20 protein-coding genes and 1 rRNA gene are annotated in these 20,871 nt (G+C 48.3%); 2 read left to right on the top strand and 19 right to left on the bottom strand.

Annotated features, from left to right (window positions below):
- Window positions 1-49 precede the first annotated feature (49 nt).
- From D3P08_RS25975 to D3P08_RS25965, 3 genes are all read right to left on the bottom strand, one after another.
- On the bottom strand, window positions 50-1,945 hold the full coding sequence (locus tag D3P08_RS25975; protein ID WP_119603043.1) for a copper resistance protein CopC: 1,896 nt from the start codon (window positions 1,943-1,945) through the stop codon (window positions 50-52).
- Window positions 1,946-2,017: 72 nt separating this feature from the next.
- A complete protein-coding gene (locus D3P08_RS25970) occupies window positions 2,018-4,198 on the bottom strand; it encodes a heavy metal translocating P-type ATPase (RefSeq protein ID WP_240647753.1) in 2,181 nt (726 codons plus the stop codon).
- Between the two features lie 17 nt (window positions 4,199-4,215).
- Window positions 4,216-4,557 (bottom strand): ArsR/SmtB family transcription factor, encoded by a 342-nt coding sequence (locus D3P08_RS25965; protein ID WP_119603042.1) that lies wholly within the window; start codon window positions 4,555-4,557, stop codon window positions 4,216-4,218.
- A gap of 228 nt (window positions 4,558-4,785) precedes the next feature.
- Here D3P08_RS25965 and D3P08_RS25960 point away from each other — a divergent pair, with 228 nt between their 5' ends.
- Entirely contained in the window at window positions 4,786-5,112 is a 327-nt protein-coding gene (locus D3P08_RS25960) for a YnfA family protein (protein ID WP_119603041.1), read from the top strand.
- A gap of 72 nt (window positions 5,113-5,184) precedes the next feature.
- Here the strand turns inward: D3P08_RS25960 and D3P08_RS25955 are convergent, their stop codons facing one another.
- The 12 genes from D3P08_RS25955 to D3P08_RS25900 form a co-directional block, all read right to left on the bottom strand.
- Complete coding sequence (locus tag D3P08_RS25955; protein ID WP_240647752.1) at window positions 5,185-5,964, bottom strand: SMI1/KNR4 family protein; 780 nt, start codon at window positions 5,962-5,964, stop codon at window positions 5,185-5,187.
- A 36-nt stretch (window positions 5,965-6,000) separates the two neighbouring features.
- Window positions 6,001-7,125: a DUF4261 domain-containing protein gene (locus D3P08_RS25950; RefSeq protein ID WP_119603040.1), complete on the bottom strand. Its 1,125-nt coding sequence runs from the start codon at window positions 7,123-7,125 to the stop codon at window positions 6,001-6,003.
- A gap of 20 nt (window positions 7,126-7,145) precedes the next feature.
- On the bottom strand, window positions 7,146-8,780 hold the full coding sequence (locus D3P08_RS25945; RefSeq protein WP_119603039.1) for a DUF6138 family protein: 1,635 nt from the start codon (window positions 8,778-8,780) through the stop codon (window positions 7,146-7,148).
- Between the two features lie 52 nt (window positions 8,781-8,832).
- Window positions 8,833-9,489 (bottom strand): hypothetical protein, encoded by a 657-nt coding sequence (locus tag D3P08_RS25940; protein WP_119603038.1) that lies wholly within the window; start codon window positions 9,487-9,489, stop codon window positions 8,833-8,835.
- Between the two features lie 88 nt (window positions 9,490-9,577).
- On the bottom strand, window positions 9,578-10,174 hold the full coding sequence (locus tag D3P08_RS25935) for a hypothetical protein (RefSeq protein ID WP_119603037.1): 597 nt from the start codon (window positions 10,172-10,174) through the stop codon (window positions 9,578-9,580).
- Window positions 10,175-10,214: 40 nt separating this feature from the next.
- Window positions 10,215-10,616, bottom strand: coding sequence for a hypothetical protein (locus D3P08_RS25930; protein WP_119603036.1), 402 nt, complete (start codon window positions 10,614-10,616; stop codon window positions 10,215-10,217).
- A gap of 257 nt (window positions 10,617-10,873) precedes the next feature.
- Complete coding sequence (locus D3P08_RS25925; RefSeq protein ID WP_119603035.1) at window positions 10,874-11,563, bottom strand: AIM24 family protein; 690 nt, start codon at window positions 11,561-11,563, stop codon at window positions 10,874-10,876.
- Window positions 11,560-12,027, bottom strand: a complete 468-nt coding sequence (locus D3P08_RS25920; protein ID WP_119603034.1) for a hypothetical protein — start codon at window positions 12,025-12,027, stop codon at window positions 11,560-11,562. Before D3P08_RS25920 ends, D3P08_RS25925 begins: the two co-directional genes overlap by 4 nt.
- 192 nt (window positions 12,028-12,219) lie before the next feature.
- Window positions 12,220-14,835, bottom strand: coding sequence for a phosphoenolpyruvate synthase (ppsA, locus tag D3P08_RS25915; protein ID WP_119603033.1), 2,616 nt, complete (start codon window positions 14,833-14,835; stop codon window positions 12,220-12,222).
- 447 nt (window positions 14,836-15,282) lie between these two features.
- Entirely contained in the window at window positions 15,283-15,582 is a 300-nt protein-coding gene (locus tag D3P08_RS25910; protein ID WP_119603032.1) for a hypothetical protein, read from the bottom strand.
- 11 nt (window positions 15,583-15,593) lie between these two features.
- Window positions 15,594-16,814 carry a multidrug effflux MFS transporter gene (locus tag D3P08_RS25905; RefSeq protein WP_119603031.1) on the bottom strand — a complete coding sequence of 407 codons (1,221 nt, stop codon included), beginning with the start codon at window positions 16,812-16,814 and terminating at the stop codon, window positions 15,594-15,596.
- Between the two features lie 103 nt (window positions 16,815-16,917).
- On the bottom strand, window positions 16,918-17,967 hold the full coding sequence (locus D3P08_RS25900; RefSeq protein WP_119603030.1) for an NAD(P)-dependent alcohol dehydrogenase: 1,050 nt from the start codon (window positions 17,965-17,967) through the stop codon (window positions 16,918-16,920).
- Window positions 17,968-18,142: 175 nt separating this feature from the next.
- Between D3P08_RS25900 and D3P08_RS25895 the strand changes: the two genes are divergently transcribed.
- A complete protein-coding gene (locus D3P08_RS25895) occupies window positions 18,143-18,700 on the top strand; it encodes a TetR/AcrR family transcriptional regulator (protein ID WP_119603029.1) in 558 nt (185 codons plus the stop codon).
- Window positions 18,701-18,737: 37 nt separating this feature from the next.
- Here the strand turns inward: D3P08_RS25895 and D3P08_RS25890 are convergent, their stop codons facing one another.
- The 4 genes from D3P08_RS25890 to rrf all read right to left on the bottom strand — a co-directional run bounded on the left by D3P08_RS25890 (window position 18,738) and on the right by rrf (window position 20,862).
- Window positions 18,738-19,118, bottom strand: a complete 381-nt coding sequence (locus D3P08_RS25890) for a VOC family protein (RefSeq protein WP_119603028.1) — start codon at window positions 19,116-19,118, stop codon at window positions 18,738-18,740.
- Window positions 19,115-19,579: an SRPBCC family protein gene (locus tag D3P08_RS25885; RefSeq protein ID WP_119603027.1), complete on the bottom strand. Its 465-nt coding sequence runs from the start codon at window positions 19,577-19,579 to the stop codon at window positions 19,115-19,117. Before D3P08_RS25885 ends, D3P08_RS25890 begins: the two co-directional genes overlap by 4 nt.
- A 57-nt stretch (window positions 19,580-19,636) precedes the next feature.
- Complete coding sequence (locus D3P08_RS25880) at window positions 19,637-20,269, bottom strand: TetR/AcrR family transcriptional regulator (protein ID WP_420819060.1); 633 nt, start codon at window positions 20,267-20,269, stop codon at window positions 19,637-19,639.
- A 476-nt stretch (window positions 20,270-20,745) separates the two neighbouring features.
- Window positions 20,746-20,862: ribosomal RNA gene (gene rrf / locus D3P08_RS25875) — 5S ribosomal RNA — on the bottom strand.
- Window positions 20,863-20,871: the final 9 nt, after the last annotated feature.

Genomic DNA, 20,871 nt, shown 5'->3' with positions numbered 1-20,871 from the left:
TTCCTAACCAAATTGTATGATAGCTCTCCAGTCATGTCAATTCCGGCGACTAACCCTCGTTCTCGATTTCAATGTCGTTCGGCATGTAGCCTGGCACTTGTATCGTGAACGGCGGGTATACCAGCTTCTCGCCATTGCGCTTGACCGCTTGAAGCTCCATCTTCACCGATCCCGCTCCGTGAAAAATATTGCCCGTCAGCTTGTACAATCCGTCCTCCAGCTTGAAGGCTGTATTTTCGACCCCGCCGCCGAGGGTTGTAGAAAACTTAGCCCGGACATAGGCAACCTCCGTATCATCGCTTAACCGAATGGTTACGTCATTCGCGCCGACCTTAAACGGGGAGATGTGAACGGAGGCGGTTATCCCCTCAATGGTCTGGGAGGCAGGCTCGATGCTCTGACCAGCTTCTTTGGGAGATAAATCAACAAGAAAACTAGCAGCAAGTACGACCAAGACGGCCAGAACGATTTCGATTTTTACGTTCTTCTGGAACCGGTAAGCCATCGATTCGGCCATTCTCTTCAATAACCTGCGCTGCCACACCGCAAATATCAAAATAACTAAGAAGAGCAACACCTTCAAAATGAGCATCTGCCCCCAATAACTCGTAAAAAGACTTTGCATGCTGAATGCCGGCACGTATTGGACCGTCATCACAACTCCCGACAGTCCGATTGCCAAATAGCTTGCCAAAGCCCACTTTGAGAAAAGCCGGCCCGCATGCTGGAGCCACTCCTTCCCGTTCTCCTTCGGCATTCGAATCAATAAAGCGGATAAACCCCCGATCCAAACTGCGGAAGCGAATAGATGGATCAAATCAACGCCCATCATCCATACGCCTCCATATGCCGGATCGACGGAGTGACCGATAAAAGCTTCGCTTAGAACGGCTATGGACAGCACAACAAGGCGCCATTTTTTGATCCATACGCTAATGAGTACTGTAACGAACTGGGCAATAGTGATCCATACAAAGGTGAAATGTAAGAAATCATAAAATACAACTTGAGAGTAACCTACTCGGTACATGATCAATTCCAATAGGATCGATAGTATGCTGAGACCATACATCCCTTGGGCGAATCTGGCCCAACGCTTCTCTTCGCCGAGACGGCTGTTACCAAGCATAGACCGGAATAACGTCCCTCCTGTGAGCGTAAGCAGCCCGAAATAAGACAGCCAATGCGCCCACTGGAGCAGCCCAAGCTGATCCCACAGCTTATCGTAAGAAAATTCCCGATTGCCGGTAATGGATGTGAAATGATCAATAGCAAAATAGACGATATTGACTGTCGTTCGATCGCCGATGCGAGGATAAAAATGCACTGCATAGGTACCGCCAGGCAGATCTTGTTCCAATTCCAGTATGTAGTGTTTGGGATCGGCGGGATCAACGGTTGGTTTTGCCGTGTCGACGATATGCTGATGATCATCCAGCAGCCCGAAATAAGGCATCTCATCGACGTCTTCGTTATACCAGACTTCGATTCGGCTCGGCGTGTTCTTCACGATTGTGCCATCCTCGGGAACGGAACGTACTAGCTGCAGGTTTTGAAACCGTTCTTCCGGCGTAGCCTTCACGACTTTGACCTCGAACGTATACTTCTCTTTCAGGGCATGTCCGTCCATGGCCACAACATCGATATCTACCGTATATTTGCCGGGCGGGAGATTGTGCTGCAGCGCAACAAATATTCGGCGATTATTGTCGGGATCCAGCTGCGCTTTCCCTAGTTGGACTTCCGTTTCCTCTTCGCTCCGCACCGTTACGGAACTCCGATGAATTTGGACAGGGTCTTCAAAATAAAGCTCGACCTGTTCAGGCGGGGTTTCCATCACCGCGTTTACATTCGGAAACCGCTTTTCGATAGGGGAATGGGCATCAGCTTGTGTTATGGGAATCAACGTAATTAGAAAAAAGAAAAGGACTGCAAATCGCTTCACTATGGAACCTCCAATTGGACTATACTCATGGAAAAACGAAGGATATAGATCCTCCGTTTTTTGCTAGCCCGTTTAACTTCGAACTCTTAACAACCGCATGCTGTTCAGGATGACGATTAGCGCAGCCCCCGTGTCGCTGATGACCGCGATCCATAAAGTCAACACCTCGGGGAAAATCAAAATAAGCGCCGCAGCTTTAACGATTAGCGAAAACCAGATGTTTTGCTTAATAATGCGCATCGCCTTCCGGCTGAGCTTGACCGTATGAGGGAGCTTCTCCAAATTATCCGCCATTAACACGATATCGGCTGTTTCCATGGCGGTGTCGGTGCCGGCCCCGCCCATTGCGATGCCGAGATTCGCGGTCGCGAGCGCCGGCGCATCATTAATACCATCCCCCGCCATCGCTACGACGTGACCTTCCCCCTGCAGCTGTTGGACGACGGACACTTTATCTTCAGGCAGCAGCTCGGCAAAATAACGGTTTACTCCGGTCTCCGCAGCGACTTTTTTGGCCGTTCCTTCATTGTCTCCGGTTAATAGGACAACCTGATTTACCCCGACGCTCCGAAGGGACGAAAGTGCTTTTACCGATGTATGCCGAACGGTATCTGCTACGGCTAAGATGCCAATGAGCTGCAACCTCGTTCCGATAATAACAATGGTGTGCCCTTCCTGCTGAAGCGATGAGATTCGCTCGTTCGCGCCTTCAAGATTGGTGTTCAGATCAAGGAACAGCTTCAGATTTCCGGCGAAGTATTCTTGACTATCAATCATTGCGCTAACGCCTTTTCCGACGATGTTCTTATACGAGCCGGCTTCTTTTGCCTGAACGCCTTTCCCATTGGCATAGTCGACTACAGCCTTCGCAATCGGATGCGTAGAGTACTCCTCAAGCGTCTTCGCGATCGATAAAAGCTCAACTTCCGTCGTTCCGTAAGGGATGATATGCGCAACCTTTGGTTTTCCTTCCGTCAAGGTGCCGGTTTTGTCGAAAGCAATGGCTGACACCTTGCCGGCGATTTCTAGAAATGCGCCCCCTTTAATGAGGACGCCGTTCCTTGCCGCATTCCCAATAGCCGACACGATAGCCACTGGCGTAGAGATGACGAGCGCGCATGGACACGCCACGACCAGCAGCTCCAATCCTTTATAGAACCAGCCGCTCCACGTTCCGAATCCGACTAGCGGTGGAATGACCATCACAACAAGCGCGAATAGGAAAACAATCGGCGTATAGACCCGTGCGAATTTATCGACGAAAGCTTCCGTAGGCGCTTTCTGCTCCTGAGCTTCTTCGACCAAATGAATGATTTTGGAGATGGTCGTATCCTGCACCAGCTTGGTAACCTTAACTTCCAGCGAGCCATGTTCGTTGATCGTTCCGGCGTAAACCACATCGCCGGCCTGCTTGTCGACAGGGAGAGATTCTCCGGTAATCGGAGCCTGATTGACGCTGGATTCGCCGCTAATCACCTCGCCGTCGAGCGGAATCCTGTCGCCCGGTTTGACAACGATGACATCGTGGGCAGAAACCTCTTCAACAGGCTTCCTTAGCAGCTCTTGACCCTGTTTGACCCAAGCTTCGGGAGGAGCGAGATCGATAAGGCTTCGAATGGAATTTCTTGTTTTTTCGATGGATCTTGATTGCAAGACATTGCCTAATGCAAACAGCCAGACTACCGTTGCGCCCTCGAGCCATTCTCCGATCGCAGCGGCTCCGATCACCGCCGCGGTCATGAGGACGTTCATGTCCAGCGACCGGCTCTTGACGGCGAAAAAGGCGCTTTTAGCCGGCTTATATCCGCTGACTACTATGGCTAGGGCATAAAGAATAGGACTTAATGCGGCAGTAACCTCCGAATAAGAACCGATAAATCCGATAAACAATAACACGCCGGATAGAACAAGAGCGTTCATTCCCGATCTATCCCTCTTCGCTTCACCAGGTCGGCGACTTGTTACGAGCTCAGCTTTATAGCCGGTTTTTGAAACTTCCTTCAAAATGTCCTCTACGGAATTGTCGTGCTCGATCGTCATTCTTCCTGTGGAGAAGTTGACTTTTACGCTTTTGACGGCATCTTGCCCCTTCAAATGGTTCTCTATCGTCAATGCACAAGAACTGCAGTCCATCCCTTCAATGCTGTAGGTTCGAACATCGCCGGTGACGACCCGCATGGTGCCTTTTGGTTTCGCATCTTCATTTGAGGAGGAGCAGCAGGAGCTGCTTACTTTTTCGTTATCGCCGCACATCGTCCGGTCCTCCCTGCTCACGATTTATCGTAATATACCAATTCGTCATGTTTTTCGCACGCCTTGACTTCCGCTTCGACCTGCCGGAACACGGTATCCATGACGTCAAGAAGCTGCGCGATCTGTTCATTGCGCAAGCTGTAATAGATATATTTTCCTTCCTGCCGTCCGACTATGATGCCGCATCCTTTAAGACAAGCCAAGTGCTGAGAAATGTTAGACTGGTTCCCCTTGAGATCATTCACTAGCTGGGATACGGTTTTTTCTTGATGTCTGAGACTTTCAAGAATTTGAAGTCTTGTTTTGTCGCTGAACCCGCGCATAAATTTTGCTTTCACGTCGCAAGCCTGCAATGCCATCCTGGCTACCTCCGGAACCTCATATCAGTATTGTCTAATATGTATTTTTCCATCATATTAGCATTGTCTAATATGTGCGTCAATCGGATCGTTGGGGCGTTACACTCCCTTTTTCATTTACACCGCTTTCTAAATCAAGTTATAATCCGACTTATAGCTGCAGATGTTTTACTCGTTCGAGATATAAGGAGAAAAAAGAACGTTACGGGTATTGTTAGGGGGATTTTTGTGCTGCTCGCAATCCTTGTTTTTGTGTTAGCCGGTCTTGCGGAAATAGGCGGAGGATATTTGATTTGGTTATGGTTACGAGAATCAAGGCCCCTATGGTACGGAGTGGTTGGCGGCTTCGTTCTTATTTTATACGGGATCATTCCTACGCTGCAAAGCTTCCCGTCTTTTGGAAGAGTGTATGCGGCTTACGGCGGTGTTTTTATCGTACTGGCTGTGTTATGGGGGTGGCTGGTCGATAAAAAAACACCCGATTTGTACGACTGGATCGGCGCCGCCATCTGTATAGTCGGTGTGTCGATTATGTTATGGGCCCCAAGAGGGTGACAATTTCTTCGAGACGAAAGAAAGAGGCTTCCGCTAATCCGGATGCCTCTTACGCTTTTCCGTGAAATGATCTCAGCTTTGGACTAATTCTATAAATTCCTCCCAGCTGATTTTGTGCTTTTCAAAGTCCGCCCCGATCCTTTCGAGCTGCTCCTCAATTTTAGCGACGCCCTGTTCAATGCCTTTATAAACAATCAAAGGAGTTTTTTCTAAATAAGCTTTCGCTTGTGTATAATCGCATGAAAACATTTTTTTGATGAACATCAATGTTTTTGCCTTATCGGCGCCTGTCCCCGTAATTTGGAGTTTATAGTAATCGGATGGAATGGTCTCCGGGCTCTCTTCGTCCTCGAGCTCTCTTGGATGCAGAACACTGTTAAGAAACTCCGAAAGATTGTGATAAGCAATAGAAAAATCCCATAAGCCTGTTCCATGCTGCGCTGTAAAAATGACGGTATCACCTCTGGAAAGATCGATACAATAGGGATCGCCTTCATCAGAAGCGATAACTAGATAGTCGGAAGGCCAATCCGTTATGACTTCATCTGTCACGTGATTATAGCTATATCCTGATTGACCCGCCTCGAGATCCTTAGCCCCGTAAATATAAATACTTATATATTCCACAGCACTCCAAGAAACTCTTTCAGGGACATATCGTTTTAAAAAGTACACGTATTCCTCAGGCAGATCCCATGTGCTGGTAACGTTGCGAACGTCCTTCTCCTCTGCTTCAGTGATCAGCCGCATCGGATATTTAGCGTAAAAAGCGGGATGTTGTTCCCGCTCTTTGGTCACAGCCTCTTGCATCTTCTTCATAATGAGGTCGATTTCAGGATATCTATTTTCCACTTGGAACCCCGCTTCGAAAATAATCTTTTGACCGCTTCAATACTTAATTTTCAGGCTCTTTCCTTTGACGTAAGCGCCATCCGAACGGGTGATCGGGAGCTTTTGTTCAGCCGTAAAGCCAATCGTCTCTCCATCTCGGAGCTTGACGTCATGCTCTACGATATAATCGGAGATTTGAATGAGAAAATCGCGCAGCTCGGCGGGCGTCGCTTGACTATCCAGCACCTCGATTTCATCCTTGCCGAATGCGGCAAGGCCGCAGGTATATCCGTTCATCCCTGTTGCAGTGCCAACAAGTCCAACGTGCACCAGATTTAGCAGAGGGAATATGTCATCGGACTTCATAATTTCGGCCATCTCTATAAAATGCTCGGGCTTGAACACGGTGCCGGAAGAATATAACCCCACCGCGTTAGGAAGCTTTAAGCAGCTGGCTGCCAGTTTGGTATACAACTTGCCGCTACCTAGCGGTGAACCGGAACCGGTGAAAACAGCCAATATAATTTGAGCTACGTGGGTATCGGTCCTATCCGCCGCCTCTGGCCAAAGGTAGTTCCCCTGTGCGTAATGCTGGGCCTCGCCGCCCGGTATAGGAGCATCGACAAAACTGACTGCTAACGTATAACCATCCACATCCCAGACCAAAATCCCTTCCTTTTCGCCGTCAGGGCCTAGCTCTTCTCCTGGCGAGTAGGAAATATTCCAATCCTGCTTAAGATTCATTTTAATCTGCTCAAGATCGCACGTGGAGGAATTCAACAAAACGAACCCATTGAAAATGCCGCTTGAGTCATCGTTATTATCAGGATGCTCCTCTTGGTTTTGCGCAGCTTCAATAGCCGCAGCCTGGCTCATCCAATACTCACGTATTCTTTCAACCATTGCGATTGATTCCTGCTTCGCGGTGGCCGGGTCGTATTGCGTCATTTCGCTAAACACATGGCCGCAATGCTCGGTGTCTGTTGGGCTTTCATAGCCGCCGCAAACGCCAAGGAGCCATTTTCCGAACAAGGACGGTTTATACCTGAATATGTAGTAGCGCATCTCATGCAAATCAAATTCTCCCGCCATCTCGATTTTGTGAGGCTTGCGGCCAAGCTCCCGTTCGTCCGCCAGCCAATTGATCATAGACTGTACGGCTGCTTGTTGTTGAGTAATCATGTCATCTCTCCTTAATAAGGCTATAATCGGCCGGATTCCGCCCGTTTCAATGCCGCTAACCCTTTCTTCTCGCTGCCGAACATCCGGAATAGGACGAACTCCCTCTGATGATCCGCCTTGTCTGCAAGCGCCAAGTTCAGAGCATCCGCCAGCTCCGGAGAATCAAATTCAATACCTTTTACCGGTTTAGCCATATCGCTGCCGCCAAGTAGGATGGAAACTAGAGTAGGCATAACCCTGCTATTCACGCCATGCTGCGCGACAAATGCCTCTGCGTATTTATCCTGCGCGGATTGATGCTCGCTATCGACCAGCTCCATATATCGCTGAACCAACGGGAAGTAGGCGTCGCTTAACAATCCAAGTCCGAACACAGCGTACGTTCCGGGCATGACGGATTTTTCGCCGCTTTCCACATCTCCGTACCAGGCAAATTCCTTCATGGCCAGCTCCGCATATTCGGATATTAACGGGAATAGCGCTTCGTAACGAAGCGCGTTTGCAAAAAACTGATGCAGCTTGGATTTGGCTAGGCTCCCAACCGGCAGCCAATGCTTCTCTGCGCTTTTCAGCTTCATCTGATACGTACGCGGGAACCCTTCCCTCAGAAGATCGCAAATGTACGTCAGAGCTTCTCGGTAGGCCGCTTCTTCCTCGGAATCGATCCGAATCTCAATGCTTTGCATGATATCGTTGCATGTTCCGGACATCAGACTGCCGGCGCGGTTCGCCGCAAAACGGCCGCTGCCCTTCGTCAAATAGGCTGCTGCTTGCTCGGAACCGAGCTGTACGGCTAGTTCAAAATAACGCTTGCGGGTGTCGGGTTCCTTTTGTCCGATTTGTAATGCGGCGTATAAGAAAAAATCCATCTCGCTTATCTGAACGGGCGGTCGCCTGTCATCGGGCATCAGCCTGCGCTCCAACCCGTAACTCCCTACGCGTTCAAAATATTGGTCCAGAAACCGATCCTCTGCCCATTCTTTAAATGCCGACACATAAGCGTACTGCCACTTTTCTCTGTGCTTATGGTTGGTAATCAGCTTTTCATTCAATCGGTTAATAAGGGGGGCGATAACGGCCGGGTCTTGCTCCATCAGATCCGGGTTTACAAGATGTCTGGCGAAGAAAAACTCGTCCCTTTCAGAGGGAAGCACTGGCAGATCTCTCCATATTTTGTTTTCAATAAATTTATGCAGCTGCTGCTTCAAATGGTTAAGCTTTGCTTCATTGCGCAGATATTCCCGGTGAAGCAGTGTTGAACCTTCACTTTGAAACTCCAGTACAAGCTGAAGCTTGTACCCGAAGAAATGTGCGCCGTAACGATCGGATAGGAAGATGTCGTTCATGCGCTCCCGCAAGGCTGGGAAAAATTCGTTGACTAGGATGTCCTCGCTCAGTTCATCTATATAAGACCCGGCTTCCATCTTATAAGAGTCATCGCCAAAGGAAAGAGGCTCGTAGATGTCGATGGCGATCTGATCCGGCACCCAGCTTGCATCACTTTTCATGAAGGTTATTTTCACGTAATTCATGATACCGGGCTCTAGCGGACTCAGTCCTTTTAAACCATCGATTCTCTTTTTTTCCTTCTCATAGATCGGAATCAATTGGGTGGTCCAGATCTCATTTAACAGTTGCTCGGCTAGCTTTTCCATGGTCTCCTCCTAAAAGCAGCTGCTCCGTTGACTAGCTGCCCTTGTGTCTTTGTTAAGATGTCGATTCGCTTTGACGAATTAATTCTAATGATTGAAGCTCTTTAAACGCATTCTCTGCATGGTCTCCAGAGACTACCTTCTCTACCATGTCCTTGGTGAGCATATGGCCGGCAAAAAGGTGCTCGACAACATCCGTAGCCACATCCATTTCATAGTAATCTTGAGCCCATTCCACATAATCAACCGCGGAATGATAGATCATGCCGAGCAAAAAATCCGAGCCGTCATCTAATCCTTCCGGATTGTCCACAGTTCCCGTTTTCCATGACGCATCGCCGGCTTCCCTCCATAAACAGAATGTCACATCCTCCCTGCTCATGGAATCAGCATCAATGCGGGCTATCAACGGAGCGGGAGCCTGGTCGTAGATGCCCGGCCAAACCTCGTAATCGTCCCTAGCATGGGGACTCATCTCCGATTCGTGATCGAAGCCTTTAATCACGACTCCTTCCGGGGCGAAGACGATATACACATCATCTCCCGCTCCGTTACGGATGCAGGCTACAGCGGTTTCTTCATCCCATTTCGGATCAAATGTGTACCTGCGCAGCCAGTCCTCCGAACACAACAAAATGTCCATTGCGCTTAATGCGAGAAGACGCTGTTTTAACACATCGGGCTCCATGAATGTTTTAGGCCATATTTTCATTAGATCATTACCTCCAGGTGGCAGTTAAATAAGCGAGTCCATCATGACTACTTGCAAGTATAGTATAGGCTTTGGCAGAAACGGGCATCTAACCTGTTGGATTAACAGAAAATTGATAGTTAGCAGCCATATAAAAGAACATCCCCGCCTCGGCGTCGACATTTATAGAAATCGAATATGCTTTTTCTTTATTTTGAGCTTCATCCCAATTGCGAATGGGCTCCCACTGATCGCCCCTTTTTTCGATAAGGTAAACCAATGTCGTTGTTTGTCCGTTTATTGTTTTATCTTGGGGCTCACCGTATAAGCTTTCAATTTGTTCTAATGAATCGCCGTATTGAAGACCTCTTGGCGTCTGGAACGAAGCGGGATTGGGCGTATTATCGTCAATCATCATCCCGTCTACGATATCTTCCGCATAGTGAACCTTAATGCCGGAATAAATATAAACCTTCATAAAATCAATCGACTCCGTCGGCTCACCAAGCAGCTTTTCAACCTCTTTTCTCGACATGCCCAGTTTTATCGACTTTTTGTTCTCGGCATGCACCAGCGACAAATCTTGATCGACAAATGCCCCTGCTTCGAAGCTGACGGGTTCGGTTGGCTCGCTTACGCTGTTGTTCCCGACCGAAGAGCAGGCCGTCAGAAATGCCAGAATAATAAGAAGCAACGATTTATACAAGACGAACACCTCTGTATTGTTGATTTAAAAAAATAATGATCTACGTATGTACGCCGGAATCCTCCATTATGTGAATGCTTCTTGGTAAACGGGTCAATTTCGCAATATGCAGCATGACATGCTGGTTAGTCCGGAGTCTTGGCAAGACTTCGGGAGCGGTTATCTTATACCGTTTGACGGCGCCGGAATCACTGATTGCAGCATGAATGATTTGACCCTCAATATGAAGAATCTTTCCATGCAGGACGTCATAGGAATGTGATCGATAATCGATGATTTGCACGATCATCACCGCAATGAACACTAATCCTGTTAGAAAGAAAATAAAGTTAAAAAACGCCGGCCTGTCTGCCTGAAGGCCTACCAGAAGCTGTATGATGCTTATAAGGGACAAGGCTCCGCATCGAAGGATCTCAAAACGAAGCTGTTTCTTTAGGTTCAAATCGATGGCGTCCTCCTCCTATCTCTTCGTACATCAGATCCAATCATAAAATAGCAGCCAGCTTATAAATCGGCTTCACCTTCTGCCTCCTTAATCGCCATTAAAGCGTACCAATTTTTCCACATTGTGTATACGCTAAGAAAGAGAAGTTTGTTGCACCAATCTTTTGTTTGAATAAAAAAAACGACTCCGGAGGTCGCTCATATAGGGATTAGTTCTTTTTCAATAAACGCAAAAAAAGCCGCACCTTGGCGGCTTTATTTAATATAAACGCTTCCGAACGGGAGCACTTCACGCAGAATACGTTTGAACCAGCCGTCATCCGACAGCTTGTCCTCCAGCTCCGTATCTCGTGAGCCGGTCTGCACGAGAACCGGACCTCTCCCTTTGAGTTCCCATTGAACGTTCATATGCTGGCTGGCGAGCGTGTTCCCGTATACGGACAACCGGATCTCCGCGTCTTCGGGATAGGCGACGAGCGCGTTCTTGTCCACGAACAGCGGCTGTTCCGGATGGAGCTGGATGGTCGCTAGGTCGCCTGCGCTAAGCACGCCAAGCGTTCCTGGCCCGCTGAATTTAATCCGAACCAGCTCCCTTGTGATCCAAGCGGTTTTCCATTTCAGTATTCTCGCATGGTACACCATTCCATCGGAAAACAACGCGACATGGCGGAAGTCGAACAGCAGATTGCTATTCTCCGGAATCTCAATGGCCTCAAGCGAATACCCGGCAGGAAGCCCCATTAGAAACCGGGACGGGCCCTGCAGCCTCGAACGAATCCACCTTTTCTTCCGTAGGGCGCCTCGGATGTCCAAGAACCGGTCCTCTCTGCTCCGCGGAGCGCCTTGATAGGCGGTGATCGCTTTCGGGTGGAGCACATGCAGAACATCCGCAGCGTCCAGCTCAACTTTCACGTGACCAGCCGGCGGCGGTGTCGTCAGCTTCATAGATGCATCGCTCCGTGGCCGTCTCTGCCTTGCCTCTTCCACACCATATACCGCCAGACTCGCACGGACACAGCGTAGAAAGCAATCGCCGCAAGCACCGTGCCTGCTATCGCTGCCGCCTTCGTATAAAGCGCTTTTCGCTTCGCTTCGGCCTTCTCCATCTTCGCGAGCAGTGCCTCATTCTCGGAGGCTAGCTCCTCGTTCTGCCGGCGGTACGCTTCGTTGCTTTGCAGAAGCTGCTCCTGCCGTGTCAACAGCTCATCCGCCTGCTGACGCGCCTCTTCAAGCTGTTCCTGCTGCAGCTGCAGCTGCGATTGCATTTCCTCAAGAAGCTCCGGCGCTTCGTAAATGTCCTGCAATCGGTCAAATACGCCCGCCTCTGCGGTCTGTCCGGCGAAAGGGATGAATAATAAAATGAGGACTGCGATTGCAGCACGCTGGACCTGCTTCCATCTCATTAGCATCTAAGGAATCACCTCATCCGACATAAATAGGCGGGGACCGCCCATTTGCGAGAGTTATTCCTCTTATTCTATCATATTTGTCGGTTGCTGTCGGCAAGAAGAATTCGGCGGATGCGACCTCAACCGACAGATCGTGACGATTCCGTCTGCATCCGCTTCAGCTCTTCGTTTTACACCTTACGGTTGCAAAAATTACAGGAGCTCGATATACCCTTCTGTTCCATGCACGCGAATGCGCTGCCCGTCTTTTATCCGTTTGGTGGCATTATCCACCCCGACAACAGCCGGCAAGCCGTATTCACGCGCGATCACTGCGCCATGGGTCATTAGCCCGCCGACCTCGGTGACTAGGCCTTTTATGGAGACGAATAACGGCGTCCAGCTTGGGTCTGTAAAGGTGGTGACTAATACATCTCCTTCTTCGAGGTCAGCCTCTTCCATGTTTAGGATGACGCGCGCGCGTCCTTCAATCATTCCAGAAGAAACCGGCAGACCTATAATCGCTCCTTCTGGGAGATTTTCGCGTTTATATTTACCGGATATAATTTCGCCGTCGGACGTCATCATACGCGGTGGGGTCAGCTTTTCAAATAATTTGTAGTCGTCCTTTCTCTTACGGATCAAATGGACGTCCACCTTATTCGTTCGTACGGCTTCGAGAAGCTCCTCAAACGTAAGATAATAAATATCTTCTTCTTCCTGGATAAGACCAGCTTGCACGAGTCGTTCGGCCTCTTTCAATAAAGCCTGTTTATAAATGAAGTAGCGGTTCACCATGCCATACTTTGGATATTCCCGATAACCGGCATAATTCCGAACCAGGTCAATCATCCGTTTTGTTTCTTTGGCCTTTTGCTCGCCATCCGGCAACTGCATTAACCGGCTTAGCAGCTCTTGCTCTTTGTTGATTGCTTCTTGCCGTCCTTGTTCAAATTTCCGCCGGCTGGCGTGAGGCTCAAAGTTTTTAATGTTGTTAAGAATCATGGGAATGAGTGTAGATGGCTTCTCGCTCCAGCGCGTTCTCGTTATATCGATCTCTCCGGCGCATCGCATGCCATATTGGCTAAGAAATGCGACGATTGCGTCGCGGGCTTTCTGTCCGCCGTCAAACTTAATCAGACCATCCAAAAAGTCATCGTTTTCTCCTTGCTGCAAATAGCGAATGAGCTCCGGATAAGGACGAATGGCATCTGCGACATCCAATAAAGCGAGCCCCATCTCCGAGGTAATATTGTTGGGCACGGATTGCGTAAGCGTATCGACAGCGTTTTTTTCGCCTAACCACTCGTGCATCTTTTCATTGATCCAATTCGATGCATGCATGAAGGCCATAATGACAGCTGAACTTTGCGGGTCAAATAAAAGCTTCTTCAACTGCTGGATATCATCTCGAATAAAATCAAATAGCTCCGCTCCCGATTTCGTTTGGATGTTTTGTTTTAACTCCTCTACCGAGACTCGATTGCGATGAATCAGTTCAGAAACGATTGCCGGGTTGTATTCGAGCGGGGGTTGAACACCCGGGGGCGCTGCATTTATATTGCTTTTGCCGGAACGCTGCTCTTCTTGATCAGGTGGCACCTTTGTTATAAAATCTCCCCTCTCGATGATGGTCTCAAGCGCGTCCTTTAAGAGCTGTTCGGATTGTTCCAGCATACCCAAAAATGCTTCTCTACCGGCAGCTGATGCGAGTCTTGGTGTAACATCTACAAAGAGCCGTCCTCCAGCTTTGCGCATGGGTGCGGGAGTCGTTAACAGATAGAACGACAATCCTAATGGCTTGATAGGATCGGTCATCATTTGCTGGTGGCCGACGGATATATATACGCGATAGTCTTGATCCTTTTCTTCAGGGATGGGGTATAACGTCGTGATTGGCCGACTTTGGACAATATAGAAGGTATCGTCCGCTAAACACCATTCGATATCCTGCGGGCAGCCCAAATATGCTTCAATCTGCCTCCCGATCCGCTCCAATTGTAAGATTTGCCGTTCCGTCAAGGTTTGTGATTTTTGCTTATCTGGCGGAAGCTGTATGGTCTCTGTTCCGCCTTGTTCGCGCCCATAAATAGCCAACGTTTTGGCCGCGATTCTCTTCTCGACAATTTCCCCTCCCTGTACTTTATAACAATCGGGAGAGACAAGGCCGGAGACAAGCGCTTCTCCAAGCCCATAACTGGCATCAATGGAAAGCACCTTTCGGTTGGATGTCATAGGATCGGCAGTAAATAAAATGCCGGATGCTTGAGGGAAAACCATCCTTTGCACGATAACGGAAATATAGACCTGGCTGTGATCAAATCCGTTTTGCATACGGTAGATGACAGCGCGATCCGTAAAGAGGGAAGCCCAGCATTTGCTAATATGCTGCAGGATCGCTTCTTCGCCGATAATATTTAAATAGGTGTCTTGTTGTCCGGCAAAAGAGGCATGCGGTAAATCTTCGGCAGTTGCGCTTGAACGGACGGCGTAGGCAAATTCCTTGCCGTATTGGGAGAGATAGCGAGCAACGGCTTTCACGACGTCGGACGGAATTTCCGCTTCCAATAGAATTTGTCGAAGCTTTCCGCTGATTTCGCCTATTCGGTCCCGGTCTTCAACATGCAGCGTAGTTAACTGCTCCAGCAAAGCTTGAAACGTTTCGTTTTGTTCGATGGCTTTTTGATAACCCGCGGTTGTTACACAGAATCCATCCGGCACATGAACGCCTTCCATTTTTGCTAATTCCCCTAAGTGTAATCCTTTTCCGCCTACGAGCAAAAGCTGAGTTTCTTCCACTTCTTGAAAACCGAGAACCAGAGGACTCATTCCACATCTCTCCTAACGATGAAATTGAGAAAAACATTTGACAGGAGTTCATCAGCATGATACAATATAATTGTAAGATGAACTAACTATGCCTTTATGAGTATTTTCGATCAGGCGCCATTTGATTATATCATCATGTCTGTTACTGTGCAATGTCAAAGAACCTTTATCGAGGTTCTTTTTTATTTTCCCGTCCCCCTCTCACCTATCATAACGACGCGTCATGAATTCGTGATGAATCCTCGCAAAGGATAACAAAAATTCAAAGGCAGCCGAGACCGGCTGCCTTTTCTATATGCTGCGTTCATCTATATAAGGATGCGATATCCTTCACCCGTAACCGGCTCTAACCAATCGGTTCACCACAGTGTCAGAGCTAAGTGTACGAACCCTCTGTCTCTCGTCGCTCCGTGCTAATGTTTTCCGCCCTGAGGAATACTTACAACGTCACCCGTTATTTTCATTTACGTACCCTGCTTTCGTTGTTAACCAGCTGACCTCTTCACAAGCTTCATTGTAATCCTCTATTTTTTCGAAAAAGCAAATACTGGAAGGCGGGACACTGCTCGACATGTACTCATAAACCACGATCGTGCCGCTTTCAAGTTTCCAAGCGGTATGAATGCGTCTCACTTTTTTATCATGCAGCATGTACTCATCATGAATGTCCCGGATGACCGATTTATTGTGCGTTCCCCTGCCGCGAGGGAAGCTTAATACATCCATATTCGCGTGTAGATTGAACATGTCTCCCCTCCTTATCGGCCGGAATGTGCTTCAGAAGGCGAATAGTGATTGGATCTTATCAATAAGAAGTATGCGAGCAGTGCCGTCGTGCTCGCCAATAAAATAATGACTCCTAGCGGAACGGCTGTGTTTTCTCCCGCAATGCCAACAAGAGGAGCGACGACTGCCCCTAGCACAAAGGGGATAACACCAAGAAGCGCGGCGGCGCTGCCTGCATTTTTGGCCTGACTCTCCATGGCGAGCGGAAAGGCTGCCGTAGACGTAATTCCTATCGCGCCAACGAATAAGAACAAAGGAATGACCAGTGTGAAAAGCGGCCCTTGTACGAAAGCAACCACTAAGACGGCAGCACTTGCTATCAGAGCAAGCCAGAGGCCAAATAACAAAAAGGCGTGCTCGGATATGCGATGCGACATCCGCCCGACGAGCTGAGAGCCGATAATCAGGCTTATGCCATTCGACCCGAACAGAAGCGCGAACACGGTTGGGGAAACGCCGTAAATATTTTGATAAATAAAGGGCGTTCCCGATACATAAGCGAAAACCCCTGCGATCATAATACCTTGTGCCAGCATGTAGCCTAAAAACTGGCGATCCCGCAAGAGCGTGCCATAACTGCGGAGCTGATGCGCAAAATTTGAAGGACTGCGGCGATCGGTTGGCAGGGTTTCCCTTAGCCGCCATTTGGTCATAATCAATAAGTACGTTCCGAGTAAGGCCAGCGCGATAAATACACCAACCCACGTCGTGAAAGAAAGAACGCCGCTGCCTGCAACTGGAGCTGCGAGCGGCCCCAAATTACTGACAAGCAAAAGCAGCGAGAAAAATTTCGTGAGTTCGCTGCCGCTGTACAGGTCGCGTGCAATCGCTCGAGAGATAACAATGCCTGCCGATGCGGCAAAGCCTTGTATAAACCGGAATGCGATTAACATCCAAATATTTGGCGAAAATGCGCAAGCTAACGAGGAGACGACATACACGGCCATCGAAATAAGCAACGGGATTCGTCTGCCATGTACATCGCTCAGCGAACCCATCACAAGCTGGCCAAGGCCAAGTCCAAGCAAGCAAGCGGTGAGACTGAACTGTACGAATGAAGCGGTTGATCCGAAATGCTCCACAATTTCCGGAAATGCCGGCAGGTACATATCGATCGTGAAAGGTCCCATGGTTGAAAATAAACCGAGCAGTAAAGCTAATCTTACGTTACGCTGATTATTGTTTTTGTTCACTAAAGTATCTCCTACCCGTCATTTCTCTCTGAAGAAGCTAATTAATGAATGAGGCATACCTACAAATGTAGGCATGCCTTTACTATTTCGCTTGAACGAATCGTTATTCATGCTCCATTGTGCTAATGTCGATTACAAAACGATACCGGACATCGGAAGCGAGCACGCGCTCCCATGCTTCATCAATCTGATTGGCGGAAATAACTTCGATTTCAGGAACAATCTGATGCTCCGCGCAAAAGTCCAGCATTTCCTGCGTTTCGCGAATTCCGCCGATCATTGATCCGGCAAACGTTCGACGATGACCGATTAGCGACATGACATGAACGGACAAAGGATCGGCTGGGGCTCCCACATTGACCAAAGCGCCGTCCAATGCGAGTAATGAAAGGTAAGCGTTCAAATCAACCTTCGCGCTTACCGTGTTTATGATGAGATCAAACGCGCCAGCCAGCTTTGCGAACGTCTCAGGATCATTTGTAGCATAGTAATGGTCAGCGCCTAGCCGCAAGCCGTCTTCTTTCTTCTTCAAGGACTGCGATAGAACGGTAACCTCAGCCCCCATGGCGTGAGCGAGCTTTACAGCCATATGTCCAAGACCGCCAAGTCCGACAACCGCAACTTTTTTGCCAGGAGCTGCTCCCCAATGGCGCAGCGGCGAATAGGTGGTGATTCCGGCGCACAACAGCGGAGCCGCTGCGTCAAGCTCCATTGCGTCCGGAATTCTAACCACGAAGTCTTCGGTTACGACGATGTGAGTGGAGTAGCCTCCTTGTGTATATTGCCCGTACCGGTCGATGGATCCGTACGTGCCCGTATTCCCGCTCAGGCAATACTGCTCCTCTCCCTTATGGCAATTTACGCACTCGCCGCAGGAGTCTACCATACAGCCCACCCCTACCCGGTCGCCGACCGAATATTTGGTAACGGCTGTTCCAACCTTGGCGACTATTCCCGATATCTCATGCCCAGGGACGAGTGGATAGTTAACCGGTCCCCATTCGCCGCGCGCTGTATGGATGTCAGAATGACAAATCCCAGCGTATTTTATTTCAATGAGAACATCATGCGGCTGAATATCTCTGCGATCTATCGTAGTAAGTTGGAATGGTCCTTCCGGATTGAAAACAGCCCGCGCATTAGCAGTAATCATATATACCTCCCGAATAGTTAATGACATTAAAAGAAATGAATTGTTTATTCAACTCATGTCTATTATTATAGTAGGAAGAAGCGAGCAATCAATGGTTAATAAATTGCGAATTGTTGATATATCAACAAACCCTTAAAAAATGTTAATTATCTAGAAAGCGGGTGACTTGATTTCAATGGCCAAGGTGGACCGAAGAATTGTTAAAACGCAAGAATCCTTGAAAAAGGCTGTTATTGAACTGATGTCCGAAAAAAGCTTTGATGAGATCACCATTCAGGACATTGCGGATCGGGCAAACGTAAACCGTGGTACCATCTATCTTCACTATCAGGACAAATATGACTTATTGGACAAGCTGATCGAGACACACTTGAATGAAATAGGGGAAATGGAAAAGTGGGCGTGTGAGATGGACTGGGTCGATGCTTTAGTGCCTTACTTTGAATATTTCGAGAACAATTATTTATTTTTTTCGACCATGCTCGCAAGTAAGGATGCGAAGGGTGCCCCATCTTCCTTCCGAAAGCGGCTTCTTGCTTCTTTTATGGAAGGGTTCAAAGATGAAATTGACAGAGAAAGCGGGAAAAATACAGATTTAAGTGATGATGTTCTGCTGCAATATGCTGGGACGGCATATGTTGGGGTCATTGAATGGTGGATTAGAAATGGGATGCCGTATCCGCCCAAGGTTATGGCCAAACAAGTCGGAACCTTGTTAGGAAGAAGCCTGTAATCGAAGAGGCTGCCGGGACACGGCAGCCTCGAATCAATCAGTTCAAACGATGCAGCATTTCGTATTTATTGCCGCAAGGGTCTTCGAAATAAACCGCGTAATAGGTTGGACTAATCGGGAACAGCCTTGGACCGTCATTGATTTTCCCTCCAATCTGCTTGACGATCTCGGCAATCCGATCGACTTCCGTCCGATCTTGGGCCCAGAAGCCAATCAAATTGTCGTTAGGCCTATGCTCTCGATCTTCCGTAATGGCGAAATAAGCAGCGCTCGGCAATTCTCCATCCGCAGCAAATACTTTCCAGTTAGCGCTGTGAAATGTCCTCGTAAATCCTAGTTCGGGGAGCAGCTTCTCGTAGAAGGGCAATACGGTTGCCATGTCGTTTACACGAAGATCAATATGACTGAATCTGTTCATTGGTAATCCTCACCTTCAATTGTTTTGGAAGCAATAATATGTTTTTGAATCGTAATCAGCACTTCTTCCCAATGCTGTTTCATCTGCTCACGCGTAGCCGGATGGTCCAGATTCTCTTGGTGGAAGCTGATCGTCGTTTTGTCCGGATTTTTGGACAGCAGCCTAATTTGCAAAGTAGCCGGCTTTTTCCACTCTTTCTTTTGCCATCTTAGACGGAGCTGTTGGTAAGGCTTGACGACCCGAAACTGTCCGGTAATACCTTCCGCGGAACAGAACGCCTCTCCTTCGCTGAAGGTCAAGGGGTTTAAGGATCCGATCCACAGCTTCAATCCTTCGGTTGAGGTCAGGTACGCCCACGCCTGAACCGGAGAGATCGGCAGTGTTCGACGTACCCCCACTTGATACCCTGTCGAAGCTGTAAGCCCGACAAGCTTGTTCGATGTGGAAAGTCTAGAGCTCATTATTTTCCCCTCTTTCGAGATGTATGTTAGTACTAACTAACGATCATCCAAAAAAAATTAAGATGGACTCAGTGCCTTCACAAACAAATCGATACTTGACTCTATAAATCTCGGCAGGGTAACATTCGTTATCTTCGATGCGCCGAACAACTGTGTCATAAACGCTCCATAATTCATCCACATAAACGTAATCGCTTGTGTTTCCGCATCTGTTGGGATCAATCGCTTCCTCCTCTGCATCTCGGTAAAATAATTCGTCAGCAATTCCAGCAAGGTGCGCGGATGCTTCTGTGCTTTCTCGCGAATTCCGATTAATTCATCATCTTTTAAGACAATGAGAAATAACTTACGGTTACGCTCCATCATTTCATGATACATCCGGCTAATCATTAGAAGATCCGCTCTAAGATCCCAAGTGACTTGCTCACCAAAAATTTTTGTAAATTCAATGGAGTAATGGTAACGGTCGACCGCCTTCTCCAGCAGATTGAATTTGCTGCCAAAGTTTCGGAACAATGTCATCTCGCTGACTCCCGCAGTCGAGGCGATTTCTTTGGTTGATACGCCTTTATAGCCTTTCTCGGCCATTAAATCAATGGCGGCCACCATCAGCTTGCTCTTACTGTCTAATGCGGTCTGGTTCTCCACAGCATCACCTCCTATTTGATTATTAAAATCATAAAAAGTCATCCATTGTCGTTTGTGACTTTCTTTTTATGTTAGTGTTCACTAACATTAAGTTGTGTTAATACTACCCTTTTTTTATTTGGAAGTCAATGGTTTAGTAAATATGATGTAATCATTGAAACGCAGTCATTGAACAATTCGCTTTAAGGCCGGGTCATGCATCAACCAATTGCTTCGATCACAAGGTTCAGACATTCTCCCAGTTGGGAGAGAAACGTCGCTATGCACGAAAACCAAAAAACCTACCGTATCGACTACGGTAGGTTTTCTGTGCTTGGCGACGCCCATTCCGCACCGGGATGAATACTCTTCGCAGAATATACATCAACGGTCGGCGTCTGAGCCTTCCTCTTCAGGCCGGGTCATGCATCAACGAATTGCTTCGACCGGAAGGTTCAGACACTCTCCCCGTTGGGAGAGAAACGTCGCCACGCATGAAAACAAAAAACCTGCCACAGATAACTGTGACAGGCATTCGTGCTTGGCGACGTCCTACTCTCCCAGGACCCTGCGGTCCAAGTACCATCGGCGCTGGAGGGCTTAACGGTCGTGTTCGGTATGGGAACGCGTGGTTCCCCTCCGCCATCGCCACCAAACAGTGTTTT

This window comes from Paenibacillus nanensis (assembly GCF_003583765.1).
In the GTDB taxonomy this organism is placed as follows: domain Bacteria; phylum Bacillota; class Bacilli; order Paenibacillales; family Paenibacillaceae; genus Pristimantibacillus; species Pristimantibacillus nanensis.
This window is presented reverse-complemented; position numbering and strand designations above follow the sequence as displayed.

What these genes read in the sequence shown, in the direction of transcription:
- ppsA (WP_119603033.1), bottom strand. Translation starts at nt 14,835, where the DNA reads ATGAGTCCTCTGGTTCTCGGTTTTCAAGAAGTGGAAGAAACTCAGCTT.
- D3P08_RS25965 (WP_119603042.1), bottom strand. Translation starts at nt 4,557, where the DNA reads ATGGCATTGCAGGCTTGCGACGTGAAAGCAAAATTTATGCGCGGGTTC.
- D3P08_RS25880 (WP_420819060.1), bottom strand. Translation starts at nt 20,269, where the DNA reads ATGACTTTTTATGATTTTAATAATCAAATAGGAGGTGATGCTGTGGAG.
- D3P08_RS25890 (WP_119603028.1), bottom strand. Translation starts at nt 19,118, where the DNA reads ATGAACAGATTCAGTCATATTGATCTTCGTGTAAACGACATGGCAACC.
- D3P08_RS25945 (WP_119603039.1), bottom strand. Translation starts at nt 8,780, where the DNA reads ATGGAAAAGCTAGCCGAGCAACTGTTAAATGAGATCTGGACCACCCAA.
- D3P08_RS25970 (WP_240647753.1), bottom strand. Translation starts at nt 4,198, where the DNA reads ATGTGCGGCGATAACGAAAAAGTAAGCAGCTCCTGCTGCTCCTCCTCA.
- D3P08_RS25885 (WP_119603027.1), bottom strand. Translation starts at nt 19,579, where the DNA reads ATGAGCTCTAGACTTTCCACATCGAACAAGCTTGTCGGGCTTACAGCT.
- D3P08_RS25910 (WP_119603032.1), bottom strand. Translation starts at nt 15,582, where the DNA reads ATGTTCAATCTACACGCGAATATGGATGTATTAAGCTTCCCTCGCGGC.
- D3P08_RS25895 (WP_119603029.1), top strand. Translation starts at nt 18,143, where the DNA reads ATGGCCAAGGTGGACCGAAGAATTGTTAAAACGCAAGAATCCTTGAAA.
- D3P08_RS25940 (WP_119603038.1), bottom strand. Translation starts at nt 9,489, where the DNA reads ATGAAAATATGGCCTAAAACATTCATGGAGCCCGATGTGTTAAAACAG.
- D3P08_RS25900 (WP_119603030.1), bottom strand. Translation starts at nt 17,967, where the DNA reads ATGATTACTGCTAATGCGCGGGCTGTTTTCAATCCGGAAGGACCATTC.
- D3P08_RS25925 (WP_119603035.1), bottom strand. Translation starts at nt 11,563, where the DNA reads ATGAAGCTGACGACACCGCCGCCGGCTGGTCACGTGAAAGTTGAGCTG.
- D3P08_RS25920 (WP_119603034.1), bottom strand. Translation starts at nt 12,027, where the DNA reads ATGCTAATGAGATGGAAGCAGGTCCAGCGTGCTGCAATCGCAGTCCTC.
- D3P08_RS25950 (WP_119603040.1), bottom strand. Translation starts at nt 7,125, where the DNA reads ATGATTACTCAACAACAAGCAGCCGTACAGTCTATGATCAATTGGCTG.